Annotated in this window: 16 protein-coding genes; 6 read left to right on the top strand and 10 right to left on the bottom strand. The window is 69.8% G+C overall.

Annotated elements, in window-relative coordinates; genetic code table 11:
• Positions 1 to 21 precede the first annotated feature (21 nt).
• Positions 22 to 1,233, top strand: coding sequence for a pyridoxal phosphate-dependent aminotransferase (locus OG946_RS23820; protein ID WP_326798042.1), 1,212 nt, complete (start codon positions 22 to 24; stop codon positions 1,231 to 1,233).
• A 449-nt stretch (positions 1,234 to 1,682) separates the two neighbouring features.
• Here the strand turns inward: OG946_RS23820 and OG946_RS23815 are convergent, their stop codons facing one another.
• Positions 1,683 to 4,298 carry a tetratricopeptide repeat protein gene (locus OG946_RS23815; protein WP_326798041.1) on the bottom strand — a complete coding sequence of 872 codons (2,616 nt, stop codon included), beginning with the start codon at positions 4,296 to 4,298 and terminating at the stop codon, positions 1,683 to 1,685.
• A gap of 71 nt (positions 4,299 to 4,369) precedes the next feature.
• Entirely contained in the window at positions 4,370 to 4,936 is a 567-nt protein-coding gene (locus tag OG946_RS23810; RefSeq protein ID WP_326798040.1) for a Uma2 family endonuclease, read from the bottom strand.
• 181 nt (positions 4,937 to 5,117) lie between these two features.
• Here OG946_RS23810 and OG946_RS23805 point away from each other — a divergent pair, with 181 nt between their 5' ends.
• Positions 5,118 to 7,271, top strand: a complete 2,154-nt coding sequence (locus OG946_RS23805; RefSeq protein WP_326798039.1) for a thioredoxin domain-containing protein — start codon at positions 5,118 to 5,120, stop codon at positions 7,269 to 7,271.
• Positions 7,272 to 7,305: 34 nt separating this feature from the next.
• Here OG946_RS23805 and OG946_RS23800 read toward each other — a convergent pair whose 3' ends face one another.
• From OG946_RS23800 to trhA, 4 genes are all read right to left on the bottom strand, one after another.
• The gene (locus OG946_RS23800) at positions 7,306 to 7,956 is read right to left on the bottom strand and encodes a TetR/AcrR family transcriptional regulator (RefSeq protein ID WP_326798038.1); all 651 of its coding nucleotides are present in this window, start codon (positions 7,954 to 7,956) and stop codon (positions 7,306 to 7,308) included.
• A 5-nt stretch (positions 7,957 to 7,961) separates the two neighbouring features.
• Positions 7,962 to 9,485: an MFS transporter gene (locus OG946_RS23795; RefSeq protein ID WP_442814638.1), complete on the bottom strand. Its 1,524-nt coding sequence runs from the start codon at positions 9,483 to 9,485 to the stop codon at positions 7,962 to 7,964.
• A gap of 171 nt (positions 9,486 to 9,656) precedes the next feature.
• The gene (locus OG946_RS23790; protein WP_326798036.1) at positions 9,657 to 9,992 is read right to left on the bottom strand and encodes a hypothetical protein; all 336 of its coding nucleotides are present in this window, start codon (positions 9,990 to 9,992) and stop codon (positions 9,657 to 9,659) included.
• A 140-nt stretch (positions 9,993 to 10,132) separates the two neighbouring features.
• Positions 10,133 to 10,822, bottom strand: coding sequence for a PAQR family membrane homeostasis protein TrhA (trhA, locus tag OG946_RS23785; RefSeq protein WP_326798035.1), 690 nt, complete (start codon positions 10,820 to 10,822; stop codon positions 10,133 to 10,135).
• Positions 10,823 to 11,066: 244 nt separating this feature from the next.
• Between trhA and OG946_RS23780 the strand changes: the two genes are divergently transcribed.
• Positions 11,067 to 12,875, top strand: coding sequence for a phosphoenolpyruvate carboxykinase (GTP) (locus OG946_RS23780; protein ID WP_326798034.1), 1,809 nt, complete (start codon positions 11,067 to 11,069; stop codon positions 12,873 to 12,875).
• Positions 12,876 to 13,111: 236 nt separating this feature from the next.
• The gene (locus OG946_RS23775) at positions 13,112 to 16,456 is read left to right on the top strand and encodes a tetratricopeptide repeat protein (RefSeq protein WP_326798033.1); all 3,345 of its coding nucleotides are present in this window, start codon (positions 13,112 to 13,114) and stop codon (positions 16,454 to 16,456) included.
• Between the two features lie 172 nt (positions 16,457 to 16,628).
• Here the strand turns inward: OG946_RS23775 and OG946_RS23770 are convergent, their stop codons facing one another.
• Positions 16,629 to 17,039 carry a hypothetical protein gene (locus OG946_RS23770; RefSeq protein WP_326800481.1) on the bottom strand — a complete coding sequence of 137 codons (411 nt, stop codon included), beginning with the start codon at positions 17,037 to 17,039 and terminating at the stop codon, positions 16,629 to 16,631.
• Between the two features lie 4 nt (positions 17,040 to 17,043).
• Positions 17,044 to 17,916, bottom strand: a complete 873-nt coding sequence (mca, locus tag OG946_RS23765; protein ID WP_101421931.1) for a mycothiol conjugate amidase Mca — start codon at positions 17,914 to 17,916, stop codon at positions 17,044 to 17,046.
• A 112-nt stretch (positions 17,917 to 18,028) separates the two neighbouring features.
• On the opposite strand from mca, the gene OG946_RS23760 reads away from it, so the two are divergent.
• Positions 18,029 to 18,439: a DUF4307 domain-containing protein gene (locus OG946_RS23760; RefSeq protein WP_326798032.1), complete on the top strand. Its 411-nt coding sequence runs from the start codon at positions 18,029 to 18,031 to the stop codon at positions 18,437 to 18,439.
• 146 nt (positions 18,440 to 18,585) lie between these two features.
• A complete protein-coding gene (gene greA / locus OG946_RS23755; RefSeq protein ID WP_125936802.1) occupies positions 18,586 to 19,083 on the top strand; it encodes a transcription elongation factor GreA in 498 nt (165 codons plus the stop codon).
• Positions 19,084 to 19,173: 90 nt separating this feature from the next.
• Here greA and OG946_RS23750 read toward each other — a convergent pair whose 3' ends face one another.
• Both OG946_RS23750 and OG946_RS23745 read right to left on the bottom strand, forming a co-directional pair.
• Positions 19,174 to 20,031: an ABC transporter permease gene (locus OG946_RS23750; protein WP_442814462.1), complete on the bottom strand. Its 858-nt coding sequence runs from the start codon at positions 20,029 to 20,031 to the stop codon at positions 19,174 to 19,176.
• Positions 20,028 to 21,047, bottom strand: a complete 1,020-nt coding sequence (locus OG946_RS23745) for an ATP-binding cassette domain-containing protein (protein ID WP_326798031.1) — start codon at positions 21,045 to 21,047, stop codon at positions 20,028 to 20,030. Before OG946_RS23745 ends, OG946_RS23750 begins: the two co-directional genes overlap by 4 nt.
• Between the last annotated feature and the right edge of the window lie 275 nt (positions 21,048 to 21,322).

Here is a 21,322-nt window from a genome sequence, read left to right as displayed (position 1 = left end):
ACCGGCCCGTACAGTGGCCGCATGCAGGTGATCCAGTCAACGAAGCTCGCCAACGTCTGCTACGACATCCGGGGCCCCGTGCTCGAAGAGGCGATGCGGCGCGAGGCGGCAGGTCACCAGATCCTCAAGCTCAACATCGGCAACCCGGCCCCCTTCGGCTTCGAGTGCCCCCCGGAGATCCTGGAGGACCTCCTCCGCACGGCCGGCAGCGCCCACGGCTACGGCGACTCCAAGGGCATCCTCCCCGCCCGCCGCGCCGTGATGCAGCACTACCAGACCAAGGGCATCGACCTCGACGTCGAGGACGTCTTCCTCGGCAACGGCGTCTCCGAGCTGATCCAGATGTCCATGCAGGCCCTCCTCAACGACGGCGACGAGGTCCTGATCCCGGCCCCCGACTATCCGCTGTGGACCGCCTCGGTCTCCCTGGCCGGCGGCACCCCGGTGCACTACCACTGCGACGAGCAGGCCGACTGGATGCCCGACCTCGACGACATCGAGCGCCGCATCACGGACCGCACCCGCGCCCTGGTCGTCATCAACCCGAACAACCCCACCGGCGCGGTCTACGACGCGGAGCTGATGCGCGGCCTGACCGACATCGCCCGCCGCCACGGCCTGGTGCTGTGCTCCGACGAGATCTACGACAAGATCCTCTACGACGACGCCACCCACGCCCCCACCGCCACCTACGCCCCGGACCTGCTGGTCCTCACCTTCAACGGTCTCTCCAAGGCGTACCGCGTGGCCGGCTACCGCAGCGGCTGGCTGGCCGTCTGCGGCCCGAAGCAGGACGCCCGCAGCTACCTGGAGGGCCTGACGATCCTGGCGAACATGCGCCTGTGCGCCAACGTCCCCGCCCAGCACATCGTCGCCACCGCCCTCGGCGGCCGTCAGTCGATCAAAGACCTGATCCTCCCGGGCGGCCGCCTCCTCGTCCAGCGCGACACCGCGTACGAGCTGCTCACCCAGATCCCGGGCGTCACCTGCGTCAAACCCAAGGGCGCCCTCTACGCCTTCCCCCGCCTGGACCCCAAGGTCCACAAGATCAAGGACGACGCCCGCTTCGTCCTCGACCTCCTCCGCGCGGAGAACATCCTCCTGGTCCAGGGCACCGGCTTCAACTGGCCCCGCCCGGACCATTTCCGCATCGTCACCCTCCTGGAAAAGGACGGCCTGACGGACGCCATCACCCGCATCGGCGCCTTCCTGGACGGCTACCGCCAGCGCTGACCCGCACCTGAACGACCGGGCGAGATTCCGCCGGACGGCTGTCAGACGTCGCGCACGAAGAACGCGCCGCGACGGCGTCGGTCAGGTCGGCCGTGATCGTCAGCACGGTGCCGTCGGCCGCACGGATCGCGTCCTCAAGCTCGTCCAGGTGATCGGCGCGACGCACGACCATCGCCACCGAAGCGCCTGCGTCGGCCAGCCGCAGGGCAGTGGTCCGGCCGATGGGCCTCCAACCCGGTGTATTGCTGGCCGTGGGAGACGGAGGGACGCAACAGGCAAAGCAGCGCGAACGCGCCGGTGCTGCTGTCCGTTGGGTACGTCTCCTGCCCGTAGAAGACCAAAGGCTGCTGCGGCACTTGCAACCGTTCCGCCTGGTCGAAGGTGGAGGGCGCAACGCCCCCCTTGCCGCTGAGAAAGTCGAACTCGGTCGGCAGCAGAAAGTAGTCGCGCTACTCCGGGAATGTGGAAACTCCCAGCAATTTATCGAGATAGCCTTCTACCGCCGCTTGTTCTCGCTGGGCGTTGAGCTTTCGAAACAGCCGGATAGCCGCGCGATAGTTCGTCTGCGCGATGTCCAGATTGCCGGACATCCATTCGAGGATGCCGAGAAGGGACAGCGTAGTCGCCTCGCGGTACTCGTTCGAGATGTCTCGGAAGTAGTTGTGGGCCAGTTGGAGCGATTTCCTGGAATCTTGCATCCTGCCCATCCTAAGCTGAGCGTGGCCAAGATTCATATAGTTGATGTGAATACCAAACTCATCCTCGACTTCCCGGTATGCCGGGAAAGCTGCCTGAAACGCTCTCATGGACTCTTCCATCTGGCCCAGTTGCAACAGTGCGGTGCCGAGGCCGGCATGTGCGGATGCTTCCTTCCGGCGGTCCCCCGATGCACGGTGGTAACGGAGGGATTCACCGTATGCCGCAGCAGCGGAACTGAGCATGCCTGCCTCTCGATAGGCATTGCCGAGATTCGTGAGCGCCGTGCCAATATCGTTGATGTCTTGATTTCTTTGGGCAATGGCGATTGCATGGACGAGAATCGGAATTGCCTCGACAGGCCCCCGGTGCTGGAGGACTACCGCGCCCAAGCTGATGGTGGCGTCGCACTCGCCGTCGAGGAATCCGATTCTCTTCGCAGTATCGACGGCCTTTGTCAGCGTCCGAATGGCGTCCTCGAATTTTCGCTGGCTGGTCAGAGCGTTGCCCAGGTTATTGAGAGCCTTGACTTGCCGCTCGTCGTCGCCATCCTGGCATGCGGCCTCGTACGCCGTCTCGGCGCACTGAAGGGACTCAGCGACCCGAACCCTCAAATCGAGGAACACGATGAGATTCGTCGAAAGCGTGAACGCATGCTCCGCCATGCCGAAATCTCGGGCCCGCCGAGCAGTCGCCTGAAGGTTTGTGCACTCGGTGTCGAACCACTTCAGTGCATCACCTGCCTCGGCGAACCGGGGTGGATTCCCTTCAGGTATTCCTCTCAACGCGAGGTCGGCATGACGCGAGATCTGAGAGTAGAGCTCTGCCACTCGACCGAAAGCCATTCGACGCTCTGCCGCGACGATGGTTTTTTCGCATCGTTCGGCAGCGAACAGATAGACCAGATCGTGCATCCTCCATTGGGAAGTTCCTGGGACGCGCGAAATCAAACTTGCCTGACTGAGCCTGCGGAGGAGTGAGCGGGCCTGCGGGTCGCGCTCACCCAGAACGGCAGCAGCGACTTGCTCTGACATCTGACTGCCCGGATGAATGGAAAGTCTGCAGAACGGGGCCCGCAGGGACTCATCGAGTCGGATGAGTGAGACGTGGAGTGCGGCTCTGGCGGCCGTGTCTCCGAACTGCAGGACATCAAGCCGCGTCTTCTCAGCCGCTAGTTCCATCAGCAACTCGGTGGGGGCGAGGTCGGGATCTTCCTTCAAGATCGCCGCCGAGATGCTGAGCGCCAACGGAAGGTGCCCGCACAACTCGGAGATTTCTCGGATTGGGGAAAGACAGCGAAGGCGGTCGTCGCGAGGGCCCAGGCTCCTGAGGAACAGGTCCTCCGATTCCGTGGGATCGAGACAATCAAGCTTGACCACCTCGACACCTTCTATGATGCCGAGTCGGCTGCGCGAAGTGATGATCACGCCGTGGTCAGTTCTTCTGGGAAGCAGCTCGGCGACTTGCGCAAGCTCAGCCACATTGTCGAGCACCAGAAGCACCGGACTGTCCGATTCGCCGAGGGCGTCGAGCGTCCGGTGATAGATAGCTGCCTGGCTCTCGACGTTCTGTGGCACCTCGGTGGGCGGGACACCAAGTGCGGACAACAAGGGCGCGTAAGCAGTGTCGGCGCGTGCCAAGTATTCGCGCTTCACCGAGAAGCCGTGCATGTCCGCGACGATCACACCGCCGGAGAACCTCGCATGTGTATCCGGTTCCCCGGCAATCCATTCGATGAGGGAAGTTTTGCCGACGCCAGCCATGCCAGAAATGAGGACTCTGCGGGCGCCACCCTCGGTCAGCTTCGCTTTGATGGTCTGCTGTTCCTGACGTCGACCGACGAACCAGAATGGGGCCAGTAGAGAGGTTTCCGACACGCGTGTGACCTTGATCGCAGTCTCGCTTGTGCCTCGATTGGAACGCTGCTCGACGAATGTCTGGACGGCCTCCAAAAACACGCCGACACTACCTGGGTGGAGCTCCTGCTCGCGAGGAACAAATATCGTTGTCGGCGAATCCTTGGACGCTTCCAAAGCCTCCGTCAGGTTTGCCCAGAACAGCCTTTGTGACCCGACATCGAAGACCACGCCGAAAACTGGTAGAAGTGCGTTCCTCCAGTCGCTTGCGTGTGCCCCGACAGGGATCGCGTAGCCGTTCGCCCGCTTGTACTTCTCGCCGCTCTTCACCTGAACGGTGATCGATGAGCCAGTTCGCTCACCCTCCCGAGTAAGCATGACAAACAGATCCTCGCCGAAGTCGTTGCCTCCGTCGATCTCCTGAACGATTTGATCGTGTTCCTCGAGGAGTGCACGAAGCGCGTTGACCCCCGCCCGTGCAATTCTTCTGTTCCCAGGAACCCTTGCCGGCACTGTTCCCCCTCCCCTGCCGCGCCGGTCAGCACCGCTGACGACAAAAGGCTAGAGCTCAGCCTTGCTGGTTGTCAGATGGATCCCAGGTCCACGGTGACGGAGAAGGGCGCGCCAGCCTTGATCACGCCGGTGAACATCTCGCCGTCCCGGTAGGTCTTGGTGGCAGGGTCGAGAACGTACGTGTAAACGATCGGGACACCGGTGGCGGCCTGTTCGACACGCCAATAGAAGGAGATGCCAGCCTTAGCGTACTGGTCGACCTTCACGATCCGGTCCGTGGTCTCCGAGCCGGGCGAGACAACTTCGACGACCAGGAGTACGTGTTCCGGGCGGGTGGGTGTGAGGTCGATTGTCTCCGCCCGGTAGACGATGACGTCCGGGCGGCGGTTGGTGAGCGGAACGTCCTGTAGCCGGACGTCAAAGTCCGTGTCGGCGTTCCAGTCCTGACCCGCCGCGGCGTCCAGAGCATTGGCCAGGACCCGGGCCAGCCGGTTGTGCCGCTTGGAGGCGCTCGGGCTCACGACGACCATTCCGTCCACGATCTCGATGCCGGCACATTGCTCCTCGGACCAGGAGTCGTACTGCTCCGCACTGATCTGGGTGTGCATCCAGGCGGGCGCCACCATCTCGGCGGTCATGACGTACCTCCCTCAAGGAGCCCTCACAGTCTCCACCCTGCTGGGCTCAGCCTACTGTCCTGTGCTCCCGAGGCGCCCACTTCCGGGAAGGAACGATCTTCGATGCGGCGCGGTTCTGCGAGCGGGATTGAGGTCGTGCGGCTTCGTTGGCCGGGACGGGCGCTGTGAGAGGCTGGGCCGTATGAACCGGTTGGCTGGTGTGACCTCGCCTTATCTGCTTCAGCACGCCGACAACCCCGTCGACTGGTGGCCCTGGTCGCCGGCGGCCTTCGAGGAGGCGCGGCGGCGGGATGTGCCCGTGTTGTTGTCGGTGGGGTATGCCTCCTGTCACTGGTGTCATGTGATGGCGCGGGAGTCCTTCGCCGACGAGGCGACCGCCGCGGAGCTGAACGCCGGGTTCGTCAGCATCAAGGTCGACCGCGAGGAGCGGCCCGACGTCGACGCCGTGTACATGGAGGCGGTGCAGGCTGCCACCGGGCAGGGTGGGTGGCCGATGACGGTGTTTCTGACGCCCGATGCGGAGCCGTTCTACTTCGGGACGTACTTTCCGCCGCGGCCGCGGGGCGGGATGCCGTCGTTCCGGCAGGTGCTGCGGGGGGTTGCGGCGGCGTGGGCGGATCGGCGGGGGGAGGTTGCCGAAGTGGCGGCGCGGGTTGCCGCCGATCTTGCCGGGCGGACGCTCGGCGCGGCGGAGGGCGGGGCGCCCGGGGCGGCTGAGGTGCATGCGGCGCTGCTGGAGCTCACCAAGGAGTTCGACGCGGTACGGGGCGGGTTCGGCGGCGCGCCGAAGTTCCCGCAGCCGATGGTGCTGGAGTTCCTGCTGCGCCACCACGCCCGCACCGGGTCGGCGGCGGCCCTGGAGATGGTGCAGGCCACCTGCGAGGCGATGGCCCGCGGCGGCATCTACGACCAGCTCGGCGGCGGCTTCGCGCGCTACTCGGTGGACGCGGAGTGGGTCGTACCGCACTTCGAGAAGATGCTCTACGACAACGCCCTGCTGGCCCGCGTCTACGCCCGTCTCTGGCGGGCGACCGGCAGCGAGCTGGCCCGGCGGGTGGCGCTGGAGACCGCGGACTTCATGGTGCGCGAACTGCACACCGAGGAGGGCGGCTTCGCCTCCGCGCTGGACGCCGACAGCGACCGGCCGGACGGCGGCGGGCACGCCGAGGGCGCGTACTACGTGTGGACGCCCGGCGAGCTGCGCGAGGTCCTCGGCGCGGAGGACGCGGCGCTGGCGGGTACGTACTACGGCGTGCCCGGGGCGCCGGAGGCGGCGACCTTCGAGGAGGGCGCCTCGGTGCTGCAACTGCCGGACACCGGGATGCCGGTCGACGCCGGGCGGATCGCGTCCGTACGGGAGCGGCTGGCGGCGGCGCGGGCGGAACGGCCCCGGCCGTTCCGCGACGACAAGGTGGTCACGGCGTGGAACGGGCTGGCCATCGCCGCCCTCGCCGAGATCGGCGCGTACTTCGACCGGCCGGACCTGGTCGACGCCGCGGTAGCCGCGGCGGACCTGCTGGTACGGGTGCACATGACGGACGGCACCGGTGGACCCGGCACGGTGGCCCGGCTCGTCCGCACCTCGCGCGGCGGCGCGGCCGGCGACAACGCCGGCGTGCTGGAGGACTACGGCGACGTGGCGGAGGGCTTCCTCACGCTCACCGCCGTCACCGGCGAGGGCACGTGGCTGCACCTCGCCGGGCTGCTGCTCGACACCGTGCTCGACCGGTTCCGGGGCGAGGGCGGCACGCTGTACGACACCGCCGACGACGCCGAACAGCTCATCCGGCGCCCCCAGGACCCGACGGACAACCCGACGCCGTCCGGCTGGACGGCATCCGCCGCGGCGCTGCTGTCCTACGCCGCGTACACCGGCAGCGAACGGCACCGCGAGGCCGCCGAACAGGCCCTCGGCATCGTGGCGAAGCTGGGCCCGCGGGCGCCCCGCTTCGTCGGCTGGGGCCTCGCGGCGGCGGAGGCGGCGCTGGACGGCCCTCGGGAGATCGCCGTCGTCGGCTCCCCGGAGGACCCCCGCCGCGCGGAACTCCACCGCACGGCCCTCCTCTCCCCCGCCCCCGGCGCGGTGGTCGCCACCGGGCCGCCCTCCGGTACGGGTGAGGCGCAGGGGGCAGGCGCGACCGCGGAACCCGCTGCGGCACAGCACGCCGCCGCACTGCCCGAGGATCCGGACGCCGTCCCCCTCCTCGCGGACCGCCCCCTGGTCGACGGCGCTCCCGCCGCGTACGTCTGCCGCCACTTCGTCTGCGCCGCCCCGGTGACCGGGCCCGAAGAGCTACGCGCCCAGTTGACCCCGGCCGCACCCCCGCAGGGCTGAGACGCGGGCACGCCTCACAGCGTGCGGACGCGCCTCACAGCGTCAGGCCGCGCTCCAGCACCGCCAGCGCCCGGTCGACTGTCTCCACCAAGTCGCCCTCCGGCCCTCGGTCCACCCACTCGAACAGCACCTGCGTCAGCGCCCCGAAGATCGCCCCCACCACCACCCGGAGCTCGAAGTCGTCCCTCGGCCGCCCGGTGCGCTCGGAGAGCACCCTGCACAGCAACTCGACGTTCTGGTCCATGCCCTGGTGCATCTGCGCCCGCAGCGCCGGCACCTCGCGCACCAACTGCATCCGCAGCACGAACTCGGGCCGGAACTCGTCGTACAGCAGCCGCAGTGAGGCGACCACCGCCTCCCGCAGCGCGACGAGCGGCGGCTCGTCCGCCGGCCGGTCGAGGATGGCCTGCTCCAGCACCGGGTCGTACTCGTCGGTCAGGATGATGTCCTCCTTGGTCGCGAAGTACCGGAAGACGGTGCTCGGCGAGACCTCGGCGGCCTCGGCGATCTGCTCGACGGTGGTCTGCTCGTACCCCTGCTTCCCGATCAGCCGGTACGCCGCCTGCCGGATCGCCTGGCGGGTGCGCAGCTTCTTGCGCTCGCGCAGACCGAGCCCGGCCTCGGCGACCGAAGCCGCCTGGGAGGCGGCGACGGGTGGGGCGGCGGAGGTACGGGAGGAGGCCATGCTCCTCATTGTCCTGTACCGCCCTTGGCTGCGGCTATTCCGGCGTCGCGGCCTGTCGTCCCCTCCTTCCGTGGGCTCCCGTATCCCCGGTTCTCCCCTCGCCCGCCGTCGGGCAGCCGGACGGCGGTGACGACCGCCGTGAGCAGCGCGGCGATTCCGCAGACCAGCAACGCCAGGCCCATGCCGTGCACATACGCGGAGTCGGCCGACTCCGCGAGCCGCGGTGCGCTCAGCCGCTCGGCGACCGCGTGCGCCGCGACCACGGACTCCCGCGCCTTCTCCGCCGCGGCCCCCGGCACCCCCTCCGTGTCCAGCCGGTCCGTGAACACCCCGTTCAGCAGGCTGCCCAGCAGGGCGACCCCGATGGCGCCGCCGACCTGCCGCAGCGTGGTCAGCAGCCCCGTACCGCTGCCCGCGCGGCTCGCGGGCAGCGCGCCGAGGGCGGCGTCCATGGTCGGCACCAGCGCGAACCCCAGGCCGAAGCCGGTGACGGTCAGCCACACCGCCGTGAAGCCGTACCCGTCGGACACGTCCGTACGGCTGCCGAGCAGCATGGCGAACGCGAAGACCGCCATCCCCGCGCTGACCACGACCCGCGAGCCGAACCGGGCCATCAGCGGCGGCGCCGCCCGCGCCGTCACCAGCAGCCCCGCCATCAGGGGCATCAGCCGCAGCCCCGTGCCGAACGGGTCGTTGCCCAGCACCGCCTGGAGATACTGCGGCAGCACGAACAGCAGCCCCGCCATGACGAAGGTCGCGAGCACGGCCACGATCGCGTTCCACCGGAAGGCGCTGTTGCCCAGCAACTCCAGGTCCAGCATCGGCCGGACCGCACGCCGCTCCCGCAGCACCAGCCAGCCGAGCAGCACCGCCGAGCCGGCCAGCGGCGCCACCACCAGCGGATCGCCCCAGCCCCGCGTCGGCCCCTCGATGACGCCGAGGACCAGCCCGCCGAGGCCGAGGACGCTGAGCACCGTGCTGACCGGGTCGACCCGCGGCACCGAGGGGTCGCGCGTCTCGGGTATCAGCAGCAGCGCCGCCGCGATGCCGAGGGCCACCAGCGGGATGTTCAGCACGAAGATGGAGCCCCACCAGAAGTGGTCGAGCAGCCAGCCGCCCAGCAGCGGCCCCGCGGGCATGCCGACGGCCATGCCGGCGGTCACCGCGCCGACGGCCTTCGTACGCTCGTCGTCGTCGAAGAGCGTGGGGATGACCGAGAGCGCGAGCGGCATGATCAGCGCCCCGCCCAGGCCCATCACCGTACGCGCGACGATCACCGCCTCCGGACTGGAGACGAACGGGCCTATGAGACTGCCGGCCAGGAAGATCACCAACCCGGCCACCAGCATCCGGCGGCGCCCGAACCGGTCCCCCAGCAGCCCCGCGGGCAGCATGCAGGCGGCGAACACCACCGCGTACGAATCGACGATCCACTGCAGCTCGCCGGTGTCGGCCCCGATGTCCGCCGCCATCGTGGGCAGCGCGACATTGAGGATCGTCAGGTCGAACCCGAGCACGAGCACGGACATGACGAGCCCGCCGAGAGCCCACCAGCGCCTTTTGGAAGTCACTCGCAAAAGGTAGCAACTCGCAGAATCGAGCGCCAGGGCCACAGGCGACCCACACAGGAAAAACGCGGAGGCAACAGCAAAGGTCCGGCCCGCGCAGGAGGAGGTGCGGGCCGGACCCGGGATCGTCGCCTAGCGGTTGAAGCTCTGCAGCGGGCCGAACACCACCGTCGCCGACGGGCTGATCTCCGTGTACTTGTTGCCAGAGACACGGCTGTTGATCTTGTTCTCGATGTCGACGTCGACGTCGACCTTGTTCCAGGTCTTGTGGATCTTGTTGAACGACTTGTGGAACTTGTTGTTCTCCTTGTGGATCTTGTTGAACGACTTGTTGTAGTACGACTTACTGCAGCACGGCTTGCCGGACTTCGGGTGCGCGCTGGCCTGAGCCGAAGCCGCACCGGCACCGGCGAGACCGACCACGACGGCGCTGACGGCCAGGGAGCGGGCGAGCATACGGATGCGCATTTCTGCCTCCACGAGGAGCGGGGGGTGGTAGTTCGCACCGAATAACAGCACCCCCGCGGCTTTTGCGCCCCGAAGTACAGAAGCGACACGAGCAGATCACCCGGACAGACGGACGGCTGGCACGAACTCCCCCGCCCGGCTCAGGCGTGGCGGTACGCGACGAGCGAGATCCCCACGTAGTGGACGGCGAACGCCGCCAGCGTGAACGAGTGGAAGACCTCGTGGAAGCCGAACCAACGCGGCGACGGGTTGGGCCGCTTGATCCCGTAGATCACGCCGCCCGCGCTGTACAGCACGCCGCCCACGACGACCAGGACGAGCACCGCGATACCACCCGCGCGCATGAAGTCCGGCAGGAAGAACACGGCCGCCCAGCCCATCGCGATGTAGCAGGGCGTGTAGAGCCAGCGCGGCGCACCGACCCACAGCACGCGGAACGCGATCCCGGCCAGCGCCGCCGCCCAGATGAACCAGAGCAGCGCCTGCTGCCTGCCGCCCTCCAGCAGCAGGATCGTGAACGGCGTGTAGGTGCCCGCGATGATCAGGAAGATGTTCGCATGGTCGAGCCGGCGCAGCACGGCCGTGGCCCGGGGGCCCCAGTCGCCGCGGTGGTAGAGCGCGCTGACCCCGAAAAGCAGACAGGCCGTCAAGGTGTAGACCGCGCAGGCGAGCCGGCCGCGCGGGCTCTCGGCCATCGCCGTCAGGAGCACGCCCGCGAACAGCGCCGCCGGGAACATCACCGCGTGCAACCAGCCGCGCAGCCGCGGCTTGAGCACGGCGGCCGCGGCATTCGCGACCCGCTGCAGCTCTCCCTCGCCCGTCGCACTCATCCGCCCATGCTACCGACGCGTCCGTAGGTTGCGGCCCGGGAGTGGCGCTGTTCACGCAGGAGCCGGCTGGACATGACGTCTGAGCTACCTCATCATCAAACGAGCGCACACCCGACACCGGATGGGCTCATATGAGCGGCGACTGGGTCGGCACCCCCAAGGGGTAACGGTCTTGAAAACCAGATAGATGTGACATCAGAGAAGAACCAGCCCAAATCCTCTACATCTGGAGCAAGCAGCACTCATGACCACCCCGACCAAGCACGAAGGGCTCCTCTCCTGGGTCCAGGAGATCGCCGACCTCACCCAGCCCGACGAGATCGTGTGGTGCGACGGCTCCCAGGCGGAGTACGACCGCCTGTGCGCCGAGCTCGTCGCCAAGGGCACGTTCACGAAGCTGGACCCCGTCAAGCGGCCCGGTTCGTACTACGCCGCGTCCGACCCGACCGACGTCGCGCGGGTCGAGGACCGTACCTTCATCTGCTCCGAGCAGGAACAGGACGCCGGGCCGACCAACCACTGGATGGACCCCGCCGAGATGCGCGAGGTCTTCACCGGCAACTCCGGCAACGGCGGCCTCTTCCGCGGCGCCATGCGCGGCCGCACCATGTACGTCGTCCCCTTCTGCATGGGCCCCCTGGGCTCCCCGCTCTCCGCGCTCGGTGTTGAGATCACCGACTCCGCGTACGTCGCCACCGCCATGCGCACCATGACGCGCATGGGCCGCGCGGTCCTCGACGAGCTGGGCGACGACGGCTTCTTCGTCAGGGCCGTCCACTCCGTCGGCGCACCCCTGGAGCCCGGGCAGCAGGATGTGCCCTGGCCGTGCAGTTCGACGAAGTACATCTCGCACTTCCCCGAGACCCGCGAGATCTGGTCGTACGGATCCGGCTACGGCGGCAACGCCCTGCTGGGCAAGAAGTGCTACGCCCTGCGCATCGCCTCCGTCATGGCGCGCGACGAGGGGTGGCTCGCCGAGCACATGCTGGTGCTCAAGCTCACCCCGCCGCGCGGCGAGGCCAAGTACGTCGCCGCCGCGTTCCCCTCGGCCTGCGGCAAGACCAACCTCGCCATGCTGGAGCCGACCACCCGCGGCTGGACCGTGGAGACCATCGGCGACGACATCGCCTGGATGCGCTTCGGCGAGGACGGCCGGCTGTACGCCATCAATCCCGAGGCCGGCTTCTTCGGCGTCGCACCCGGCACCGGCGAGCACACCAACGCCAACGCCATGAAGACCCTGTGGGGCAACTCCGTCTTCACCAACGTCGCCCTCACCGACGACGGGGACGTGTGGTGGGAGGGCATGACCGACGAGCCCCCGGCGCACCTCACCGACTGGCTCGGCAACGACTGGACCCCGCAGTCCGGCACCCCCGCCGCCCACCCCAACGCCCGCTTCACGGTGCCGGCCGCGCAGTGCCCGACGATCGCGCCGGAGTGGGAGGACCCCAGGGGCGTGCCGATCTCGGCCATCCTCTTCGGCGGCCGCCGCGCCACCGCGGTGCCGCTGGTCACCGAGTCCTTCGACTGGCAGCACGGCGTCTTCCTCGGCGCCAACGTCGCCTCCGAGAAGACCGCCGCCGCCGAGGGCAAGGTCGGCGAGCTGCGCCGCGACCCGTTCGCCATGCTCCCCTTCTGTGGCTACAACATGGGCGACTACTTCGGCCACTGGCTCAAGGTCGGCGCCTCCGCGGACGCCGCGAAACTGCCGAAGATCTACTACGTCAACTGGTTCCGCAAGGACGCGGACGGATCGTTCGTCTGGCCCGGGTTCGGCGAGAACAGCCGCGTGCTGAAGTGGATCGTCGAACGGCTCAACGGCGAGGCCGAAGGCGTCGAGACCCCCATCGGGGTGCTGCCCGCCAAGGGCGCACTGGACCTCGACGGGCTCGAACTCACCGACGAGCAGCTCGACTTCCTGCTCTCCGTGGACCCCGAAGTCTGGCGCGAGGAAGCCGCGCTGATCCCCGCGCACCTCGACACCTTCGGCGACCACACTCCGAAGGAGCTGTGGGACGAGTACCGCGCGCTGGTCAACCGCCTGGGCTGACCTGGTACGCGGACGACCGGACCGGCGGGTACGACAACGGCGTCGTACCCGCCGGTCCGTGTTTTCCCCGCTCCCAATTCCGCTCGAGGACCGGGTACGCGGTGATATCAGCTCTTCATTCACCGCGTCATCCGGCCGAGTTATCCACAGGGGGATGCCGAATGCCCGGGAAACGCGGAAGACTTGGCAGTGCAAGTCAACTGCACGAGCGAGCGACGGGTATGGGAGGGGAGCACATGCCGGGCACAGCGTCCCGACTGCGCGACAAGCATCGGGGGGAGGCGGAGCTTCTTCTCACCCGCGCGGTGGAGGAAGAAGTGCGCCGCTCCGGTGGCCGGACCGACGGCGTGGTGCTGCTCGGCCGGGCGCGGGCGGCGCTGGACGACATGGCGGAGCGCGCCGCCGAGGAGTACGGGGCGTATGTGCGCGCGCTGGACGAGGCCGCCGCCGGCAGGCGCTCGCTCGCCGAGCGCTTCACCCCGCAGTCGACCGGGCCCGCCGTGACGGCGACGCTCACCGCCGCCGCCATCGCCCTGCTCGTCTCCGCCGAAGAGGGTCTGGGCTCCACGGCCGCGCTCTGGACCGGGGTGGCGGCCGGCCTCGCCGGGCTCGCCGCGGGCCTGGTGCAGATCGGCCTGGCCCACTGGCTCTCGGGCAACACGCGCTCGGGCGCCGCCCGGCAGCCCGGCGGCCCGGAGCAGCTCCGGCTGCAGTGGCTGACGGCTCTGGAGCTGCGCGGCGTGCGGCCCTTCTTCGACCAGCAGCGGATGATCTCGGCCGCCACGCGCACCGGCAGCCGCCCGGAGCCCGCCGCCGACGGCCCCCGACCGAGCACGGCCGGCGGCGGGGGTACGGACCGCGAGCCCCAGTCGCGCCGGAACCGCAGCCAGGAGGCGCGGCAGCGGGCCACCCTGGAGCAGTCCTACCGCCAACTGCCCGAAGCCTCCCCGGTGTACGTGGGCCGCAAGGCGCAGCTCACCCAGATCGCCGGCTGGGTGCAGCAGGGCCGCGCCAGCACGGAGACCAAGCCGACCGTCGTCCTGCTGCACGGCCCGCCCGGCGCCGGGCGCACCACGCTCGCGGTCCGCGCCGCTCACCAACTGCGCGAGCAGTTCCGCGCCGCCGTGGTGGTGGACCTGCGCGGGGAGAGCCTGGGCGAGGACCCGCTGCCCACCCGGGACGCGCTGCTGCACCTGCTCAACCGCCTCGGTGCCCCGCGCGACCAGCTCATGTTCCGCGAGCGCCCGGCGCACGACGCGCAGTTGCGCCGGCTCATCGAGCTGTACCACCAGCATCTGACGTCGCTGCCGGTGTCGATAGTGCTGGACGACGCGGTCGACGCCGAGCAGGTCCGGCTGCTGGTGCCGGAGCGCTCAGAGAGCCTGGTGCTGGTGACCTCGCGGGAGCGTCTGGAGCTGCCCGACGACCTCGACGCGTGGGTGCACCACATGCCGGTCGAGGGCCTGGAGCCGACCGCGGCCGAGGAGCTGCTGAGCGCCATGGCCCAGGGGAAGGAGGGCGCCGAGCGCTCCGCCGACCCGTACGACGCGCAGTCCACCGACCGCATCGGGATGCTCTGCGGCGGGCTGCCGCTGGCGCTGCGCATCGCGGGCTCCGCGCTGGACGGGCGCAGCCTCGTCGGGCTCGCCGAGGCGCTGGACGCCTACGGGCCGGTGGGTCCTGTGGAGCGCGCCCTGTGGCTGCGCTACGGCGACCTGGCGGAGCCGACCCGGGCGCTGCTGCGCCGGCTGTCGCTGGTCGGCCGGGCGAGCCTGGGGGCGGCGGCCTGCGCCGCGCTCCTCGACGTCGGCCAGGAGGAGGCCGGCAAGCGGCTGACAGCGCTGGCCCGCGCCGGGCTGGTGGAGCACGTGCGCGGCTCCCGCTTCCGGGTGCACGACCTGGTGCGCCGCTTCGCGTACGCCCGGCTGCTCGACGAGGAGGACCCCGAGGTGCGCGCCGCCGCGCACGAGCGGCTGATCCGCAGCTACGCGGAGCTGGCCGACTCGGTGATCCGGCTGGTCGACGGGCGTACGTCGACGCGCGCCGACCGGTTCGGCTCGCACGGCTTCACCTCGCTGGACTCCGCGCTGCGCTGGCTGGACGACGAGCAGAGCTTCATCACCGCCGCCCTGCGGCACGCCGAGGGCGTGGACCAGGCCACCGTGCTGCATCTGCTGGGCGCCCTCGCGGACTACTGCCTGCTGCGCGGCGACCTGTACCGCCTCGGCGAGCTGAACGAGCTGACCAAGGCCGCCGACCAGGGGCTGCTGATGCGCTCGGTGCAGTGGCGTACGGGCGTCGCCGCCCGGCAGCTCGGCGAGCTGGACAAGGCCCGCTCCACGCTGTCCTCCGTGGTCGACCTCTACCGCGAGGCGCAGCACTCCGCCGGCGCCGCCCGGGCCCTGCGCGACCTGGGCATCACCCTGCAGCAGCAGGGCAGCCTGCGCGAGGCGGAGGCGAAGCTGCGCGAGGCCCTGCAGATACAGCAGGGCGAGAACATGCGCGGCGACCGCGCCTGGACGCTGCACGCGCTGGCGGCCGTGCTGCGCGACCGCGCCCAGTTGGGCGACGCGCTGACGTTGCTGGAGCAGGCGCTCGCGCTGCACCAGGAGAGCGAGAGCGTGCACGGCCAGGCGTGGGCGCACTTCCAGCTCGGCCAGGTGCGACTGCGGATGGGCGACGTCCCGGGGGCCGAGGTGCAGTTGGAGGAGGCCCTGGAGCAGTACGCACGCACCCGCGACGGCCGCGGCGAGGCCTGGGCGATGACCCAGCTCGCCCGCGCCCGGCTGGTCGCCGCCGACCCGGCCACGGCCGTGACGCAGCTCAAGGCGGCCCTCGCCCGGCACCGGGAGAACGACGACGCGCGCGGTGAGGCCTGGACCCTGTACTACCTGGGGCAGGCCCAGGAGGGCGCGGGCAAGCGGGAGTCGGCGGTGCGGGCGCTGGAGCGGTCCCGCTCGATGTTCAGCCGCATGCGGGACGTGTACGGGCTGGCCTGCGCGCGGCACCACTCCGCGCGGGTCACCCGCGACCTGCGCGCCGAGCAGACCGGCACGCTGCGCAACAGCGGCTTCGCCCGGCAGTTGCTCCAGGACGCCAGGCAGGACTTCCACCGGGTGGGCGTGGCCCACGGCGAGGCGTGGTCCTGCATCGAGCTGGCGGTGATCGACGCGGGCAACGGCCGCGCGGGGCAGGCGCTGGAGCTGGTGGACACGGCGATAGACCTGTTCGGCGGCATCGGCGACCGGCGGGGGGCCACGTGGGCGCGGTTCCTGCGCTGCACGCTGCTGCCGTTCGCCTCGCCGGGCGGCTCGGTGGTGGGTGCGGCGGTGGCGCAGCAGGAGCTGTCGGAGCTGCTGGACGAGCTGCGTACGGTGACCGCGGGACGCCGCGGAGTGGTCGACCCGGCGCTGGAGGACTACGCGGAGACGTTCCAGCTCGTGCTGGAGCGGGGCGTGGAGCCGGAGACGGGCTGGCAGGCGTGGCGCCTGGGGATGGTCCCGAGCCGGCACGCCCGGGAGGTCATGGGCGTCCCGCTGGACGGCACGGCCCCCGCGGGCGACGGCGCCCTGGCGGGCTGACCGGCGGCCGGCAGGCTGACCGGCGGCCCGGAAGCCTGCCACTGACCACAGGCCCGCGGCCGGCGACGCTCAGGCAGGGGCGACGGCGTGGCCGGGCGCTGACCGCGCCCGGCGTCCCCGGCTCGGCGCCACTGGCCCGTGTCGGCCCGGGGACCGTGCCCGCCGGCTGTCGTCAGCGGCGGCGGCCGGCCGGCTGCTTGTCGGCGGCCGGGCTCTCCGCCGGCGCCGGGGTGCGCGGCGACTCGCCCCGTGGGCTGTCGTCGCGCGGGGCGCCGCCGCGGGGCGCGTCACCGCGCGGGGCCGACCCGCGCGGTGCGTCCCCACGGGGCGCGTCGTCCCGCGGATCGCCCCCGTCTCCCGGGCCCTCGCCCTCCGGGCGGGAGCCCCCCGGACCGGCGTCGCCGCGGTCGGTCTTCTCCTTGAAGTCGACCTGCCCCAGATGCCGGTTCATGCTCTTCAGCAGGAACCACACCGCGACGCCGAGAAGCGCGAAGACGATGAAGCCGAGGACGCCCGGCGTGACCTTGTTCTTGTCGAGCTCCTCCGCGAGCGGGACGAGATCGGCAGCCAATGTGGTGTTCACACGCTCAATTGTCGCGGATGCCGGCGAAGAGGTCGTCCTCGGGGAGGGAAGTATCCACGAGCGACTTCGCCAGCTCGTACTCCTCGGTGGGCCAGACCTCCTGCTGGACCTCCATGGGGATCTTGAAGAACGGCCCGTCGGGGTCGATCTGGGTCGCGTGCGCGATCAGCGCCTTGTCGCGGATCGCGAAGAAGTCGGCGCACGGCACGTACGTCGTGATCGTGCGCTCCTTGCGCTCGAACTCCTTCCACCGCTCCAGCCACTCCCCGTACGGCGACTCCAGCCCGCGCGAGAGCATCGCCTCGTGCAGCGCGACGGTCCGCGGCCGGTTGAAGCCCTGGTTGTAGTAGACCTTCAGCGGCTGCCAGGGCTCGCCCGCGTCCGGGTAGCGCGCGGGGTCGCCGGCGGCATCGAAGGCGGCCATCGTGATCTTGTGGGTCATGATGTGGTCGGGGTGCGGATAGCCGCCGTTCTCGTCGTAGGTCGTGATGACCTGCGGCTTGAACTCGCGGATCAGCCGGACGAGCGCCTCCGCCGCCTCGTCGACCTCCTGCAGCGCGAAGCAGCCCTCCGGCAGCGGCGGCAGCGGGTCCCCCTCCGGCAGCCCGGAGTCGACGAACCCCAGCCACGCCTGCTTCACGCCGAGGATCTCCCGCGCCTCGGCCATCTCCTTGCGCCGTACCTCGTGCATGTTCTTCTCGATGAAGGCATCGCCCTGAAGCTTCGGGTTCAGGATCGACCCCCGCTCGCCTCCCGTGCAGGTGGCGACCAGGACCTCTACGCCCTCCGAGACGTACTTGGCCATGGTGGCCGCACCCTTGCTCGACTCGTCGTCGGGGTGTGCGTGGACGGCCATCAGCCGCAGGTCATCGCTCACAGATTCAATCCTCGGTAACAGGTCGTCTAGGCCGGCTTCTATAGTGACTGAGCGGACTGACAATTCATTCCGCCGTCAGCCGCAGCCAGCCGCTCTGCCGGGAGGGACCATCATGGCCGGTGTGCCCCAAACGCTGCCCGAGGGCCGTTACGGCCGCTCGGCCGACGCCCGTGCCGACAGGCGGCTGAAAGTCATCGGCGCCGTGCTCGGCGCGGGGCTGCTCGGCTTCGTGGCCTGGGGCGCTGTCGACGCGACGGCCGGTTCGAAGGCGTCCGGGGAGCTGATCCGCTTCCAGGTGATGTCCGACACCGAGGTCCAGGCGCACATCGAGGTCCGCAAGAAGTCCGACGTCGACGCCGTGTGCACGCTGCGTTCGCTGGCAGCGGACAAGTCCGAGGTCGGCGTCCGCGACGTGCGCATCGACGAGCAGAAGACCCGCGTCGACACCGTGGTGTCGATCCGGACCACCGCGCGCGGCGCCAACGCCGAGCTCGTCGGCTGCAAGGCGGCCGACGAGCGATAACGGTCGCCGTCTCGCTGCCGGAATTGTTACGATCGTGGTTTCGCCCCACCCACGAAGGCGCAATTCTTCTGGGTAGGGCGATTGCTGCATCACAGACGCATGAGAAGTTCCCCCAGCACCAGAACCACCACCGACAAGGAGCACCTGTGACCCAGACCAGCGACAACGTCACCTGGCTGACCCAGGCGGCGTATGACCAGCTCAAGGCCGAGCTGGAGCACCTGTCGGGTCCCGCACGCACCGAGATCGCCAAGAAGATCGAGGCGGCTCGCGAGGAGGGTGACCTGCGGGAGAACGGCGGGTATCACGCGGCCAAGGAGGAGCAGGGCAAGCAGGAGCTGCGCGTCCGCCAGCTTCAGCAGTTGCTCGAGAACGCGAAGGTCGGCGAGGCCCCGCCGGACGACGGTGTCGTCGAGCCCGGGATGGTCGTCACGATCGCCTTCGACGGTGACGAGAGCGACACCCTCACCTTCCTGATGGCCTCCCGGGAGTACGCGAGCGGGGACGTCGAGACGTACTCGCCGCAGTCGCCGCTGGGCATGGGAGTCAACGGCAAGAAGATCGGTGAGGAAGCGAGCTACGAGCTGCCGAACGGCAAGAAGGCGATGGTGACGATCCTCAACGCCAAGCCGTACGCAGCCTGACCGCGCGTCGGAGGCAGCAGCCCATCGCGAAGCCCCCGGCGGGAACCGAGGTTCCCGGACCGGGGGCTTCGACGTGCGCCGCGGGGCGCGTTACCCGGCGGAGTTGCGGTACTTCCGCACCGCCAGCGTGCGGAAGATCGCGATGATGGCGACCGAGTAGATCAGCGAGGCCAGCACCGGGTGCTGCATCGGCCAGGCGTCGGACTGGCTGACGCCCGGGTTGCCGAACAACTCGCGGCACGCCTGCACGGTCGCGCTGAAGGGGTTCCAGTCGGCGATGTGCCGCAGCCAGGGCGTCATCCTGGTGGAGTCCACGAAGGCGTTCGAGACGAACGTCACCGGGAACAGCCAGACCAGACCGCCGGACGTGGCCGCCTCGGGCGTACGCACCGACAGCCCGATGAGCGCCCCGACCCAGGTGAAGGCGTAGCCCAGCAGGAGCAGCAGGGCGAACGCGGCCAGCGCCTTCGGCAGGCCCTCGTGGAACCGCCAGCCGACCAGCGCGGCGACGAGGGCGAGCACCACCAGCGTCAGCGCGGTCTGCACCAGGTCGGCGAGGGTGCGGCCGGTGAGGACCGCGCCGCGGGCCATCGGCAGCGACCGGAAGCGGTCGATGAGCCCCTTGTGCATGTCCTCGGCTATGCCGGCGCCCGCCCCCGCGGTGGCGAAGGTGACGGTCTGGGCGAAGATGCCGGCCATCAGGAACTCGCGGTACACCTCGGAGTTCGTGCTGCCGCCGACGTTCATGGAGCCGCCGAAAACGTACGAGAACAGCACCACGAACATGATCGGCTGGATCAGGCCGAAGATGACGACTTCCGGGATCCGGGACATCCGGAGCAGGTTGCGCTTGGCGACGACCAGTGAGTCGCGGGCGGACTGGCCGACACCCCCCAGGGACGGTGGCGCCGTGGGTCCGGGGCGCGCCGGGGCGGTCGAGGCGGTCACTTGTCGGTCTCCTTCGCGGCGTCGGCGGCGGCCCGTGGGTCGCCGTCCTCGATGGCCTTCCCGTTCCCGTCCTCGGCCTCGGCCGCGTGGCCGGTGAGCGAGATGAACACGTCGTCCAGCGTGGGACGGCGCAGCCCGATGTCGTCGATAGCGATGCCGCGCTCGTCCAGGTCCCGGATGACGTCGGCGAGCAGCCGGGCGCCGCCGCTGACGGGCACGGTGAGCTTGCGGGTGTGGTCCGCGACCGTGACCTCGCCCTGGCCGAGGGCGCCGAGGACCTCGCTGGCGGCGAAGATCTGGTCGCGCTGGTGCACGACGACCTCGACGCGCTCGCCGCCGGTCCGGGCCTTGAGCTCGTCGGAGGTGCCGCGCGCGATGACGCGGCCGTGGTCGATGACGCAGATGTCGTGCGCCAGGTGGTCGGCCTCTTCCAGGTACTGCGTGGTGAGCAGCAGGGTCGTGCCGCCCTTGACCAGCTCCTGGATAACGTCCCAGAGCTGCTGGCGGTTGCGCGGGTCGAGGCCGGTGGTCGGCTCGTCCATGAACATCACAGGCGGCTCGACGACGAGCGCGGCGGCCAGGTCGAGCCGCCGGCGCATGCCGCCGGAGTACGTCTTGGCGGTGCGGTCCGCGGCGTCGGCGAGGTTGAACCGCTCCAGCAGCACGGCCGCGCGCGCCTTGGCGTCGCGCGAACTCAACTGGTAGAGCTGGCCGACCATCTGGAGGTTCTCGCGGCCGGTCAGATACTCGTCGACCGCGGCGAACTGGCCGGACAGGCCGATGGACCTGCGCACCTCGTTCGGATGCTTGAGGACGTCGATCCCCGCGACCTCGGCGCGCCCGGCGTCGGGTCGCAGCAGCGTGGTCAGCACACGGACGGCGGTGGTCTTGCCGGCCCCGTTGGGACCGAGCAGACCGAGAACGGAGCCTTCGGGGACGTCGAGATCGACGCCGTCCAGTGCCCGCACATCGCCGAAGTGCTTGACCAGCCCTTCGGCGTGGATGGCGCCTGGCATAGAGATCTCCCCAGGTTGGATGGAAGTCGGTGGTGTTGGACGGTCTGGCGGCACTTCTCAACAAATGTCAGACAAGGGCGGACGAGCGGACAACAGCAGGAGAATAGAACACGCGATATATCGCGTCAAGTCGCGAGTGACAGAGCCGCGTGGGGTGGGTGAAGGGTGGGCTGGGGGGTGTGTGCGCCGATGCGCGTCGTTGCGTACGGGCCGGGACTGCGGCTCCGCGGCGCGCGTCCGGTGCGTCGTGCGCGGGGGCGCTCCGTGACGCGTGA

This window comes from Streptomyces sp. NBC_01808 (genome assembly GCF_035917395.1).
GTDB lineage: Bacteria > Actinomycetota > Actinomycetes > Streptomycetales > Streptomycetaceae > Streptomyces.
This window is presented reverse-complemented; position numbering and strand designations above follow the sequence as displayed.

Bases quoted from the DNA above. Each gene is read 5' to 3' on its own strand.
- OG946_RS23820 (WP_326798042.1), top strand. From the start codon at position 22: ATGCAGGTGATCCAGTCAACGAAGCTCGCCAACGTCTGCTACGACATC.
- OG946_RS23810 (WP_326798040.1), bottom strand. From the start codon at position 4,936: ATGACCGCCGAGATGGTGGCGCCCGCCTGGATGCACACCCAGATCAGT.
- OG946_RS23805 (WP_326798039.1), top strand. From the start codon at position 5,118: ATGAACCGGTTGGCTGGTGTGACCTCGCCTTATCTGCTTCAGCACGCC.
- OG946_RS23800 (WP_326798038.1), bottom strand. From the start codon at position 7,956: ATGGCCTCCTCCCGTACCTCCGCCGCCCCACCCGTCGCCGCCTCCCAG.
- OG946_RS23795 (WP_442814638.1), bottom strand. From the start codon at position 9,485: ATGTCCGTGCTCGTGCTCGGGTTCGACCTGACGATCCTCAATGTCGCG.
- OG946_RS23790 (WP_326798036.1), bottom strand. From the start codon at position 9,992: ATGCGCATCCGTATGCTCGCCCGCTCCCTGGCCGTCAGCGCCGTCGTG.
- trhA (WP_326798035.1), bottom strand. From the start codon at position 10,822: ATGAGTGCGACGGGCGAGGGAGAGCTGCAGCGGGTCGCGAATGCCGCG.
- OG946_RS23780 (WP_326798034.1), top strand. From the start codon at position 11,067: ATGACCACCCCGACCAAGCACGAAGGGCTCCTCTCCTGGGTCCAGGAG.
- OG946_RS23775 (WP_326798033.1), top strand. From the start codon at position 13,112: ATGCCGGGCACAGCGTCCCGACTGCGCGACAAGCATCGGGGGGAGGCG.
- OG946_RS23760 (WP_326798032.1), top strand. From the start codon at position 18,029: ATGGCCGGTGTGCCCCAAACGCTGCCCGAGGGCCGTTACGGCCGCTCG.
- OG946_RS23745 (WP_326798031.1), bottom strand. From the start codon at position 21,047: ATGCCAGGCGCCATCCACGCCGAAGGGCTGGTCAAGCACTTCGGCGAT.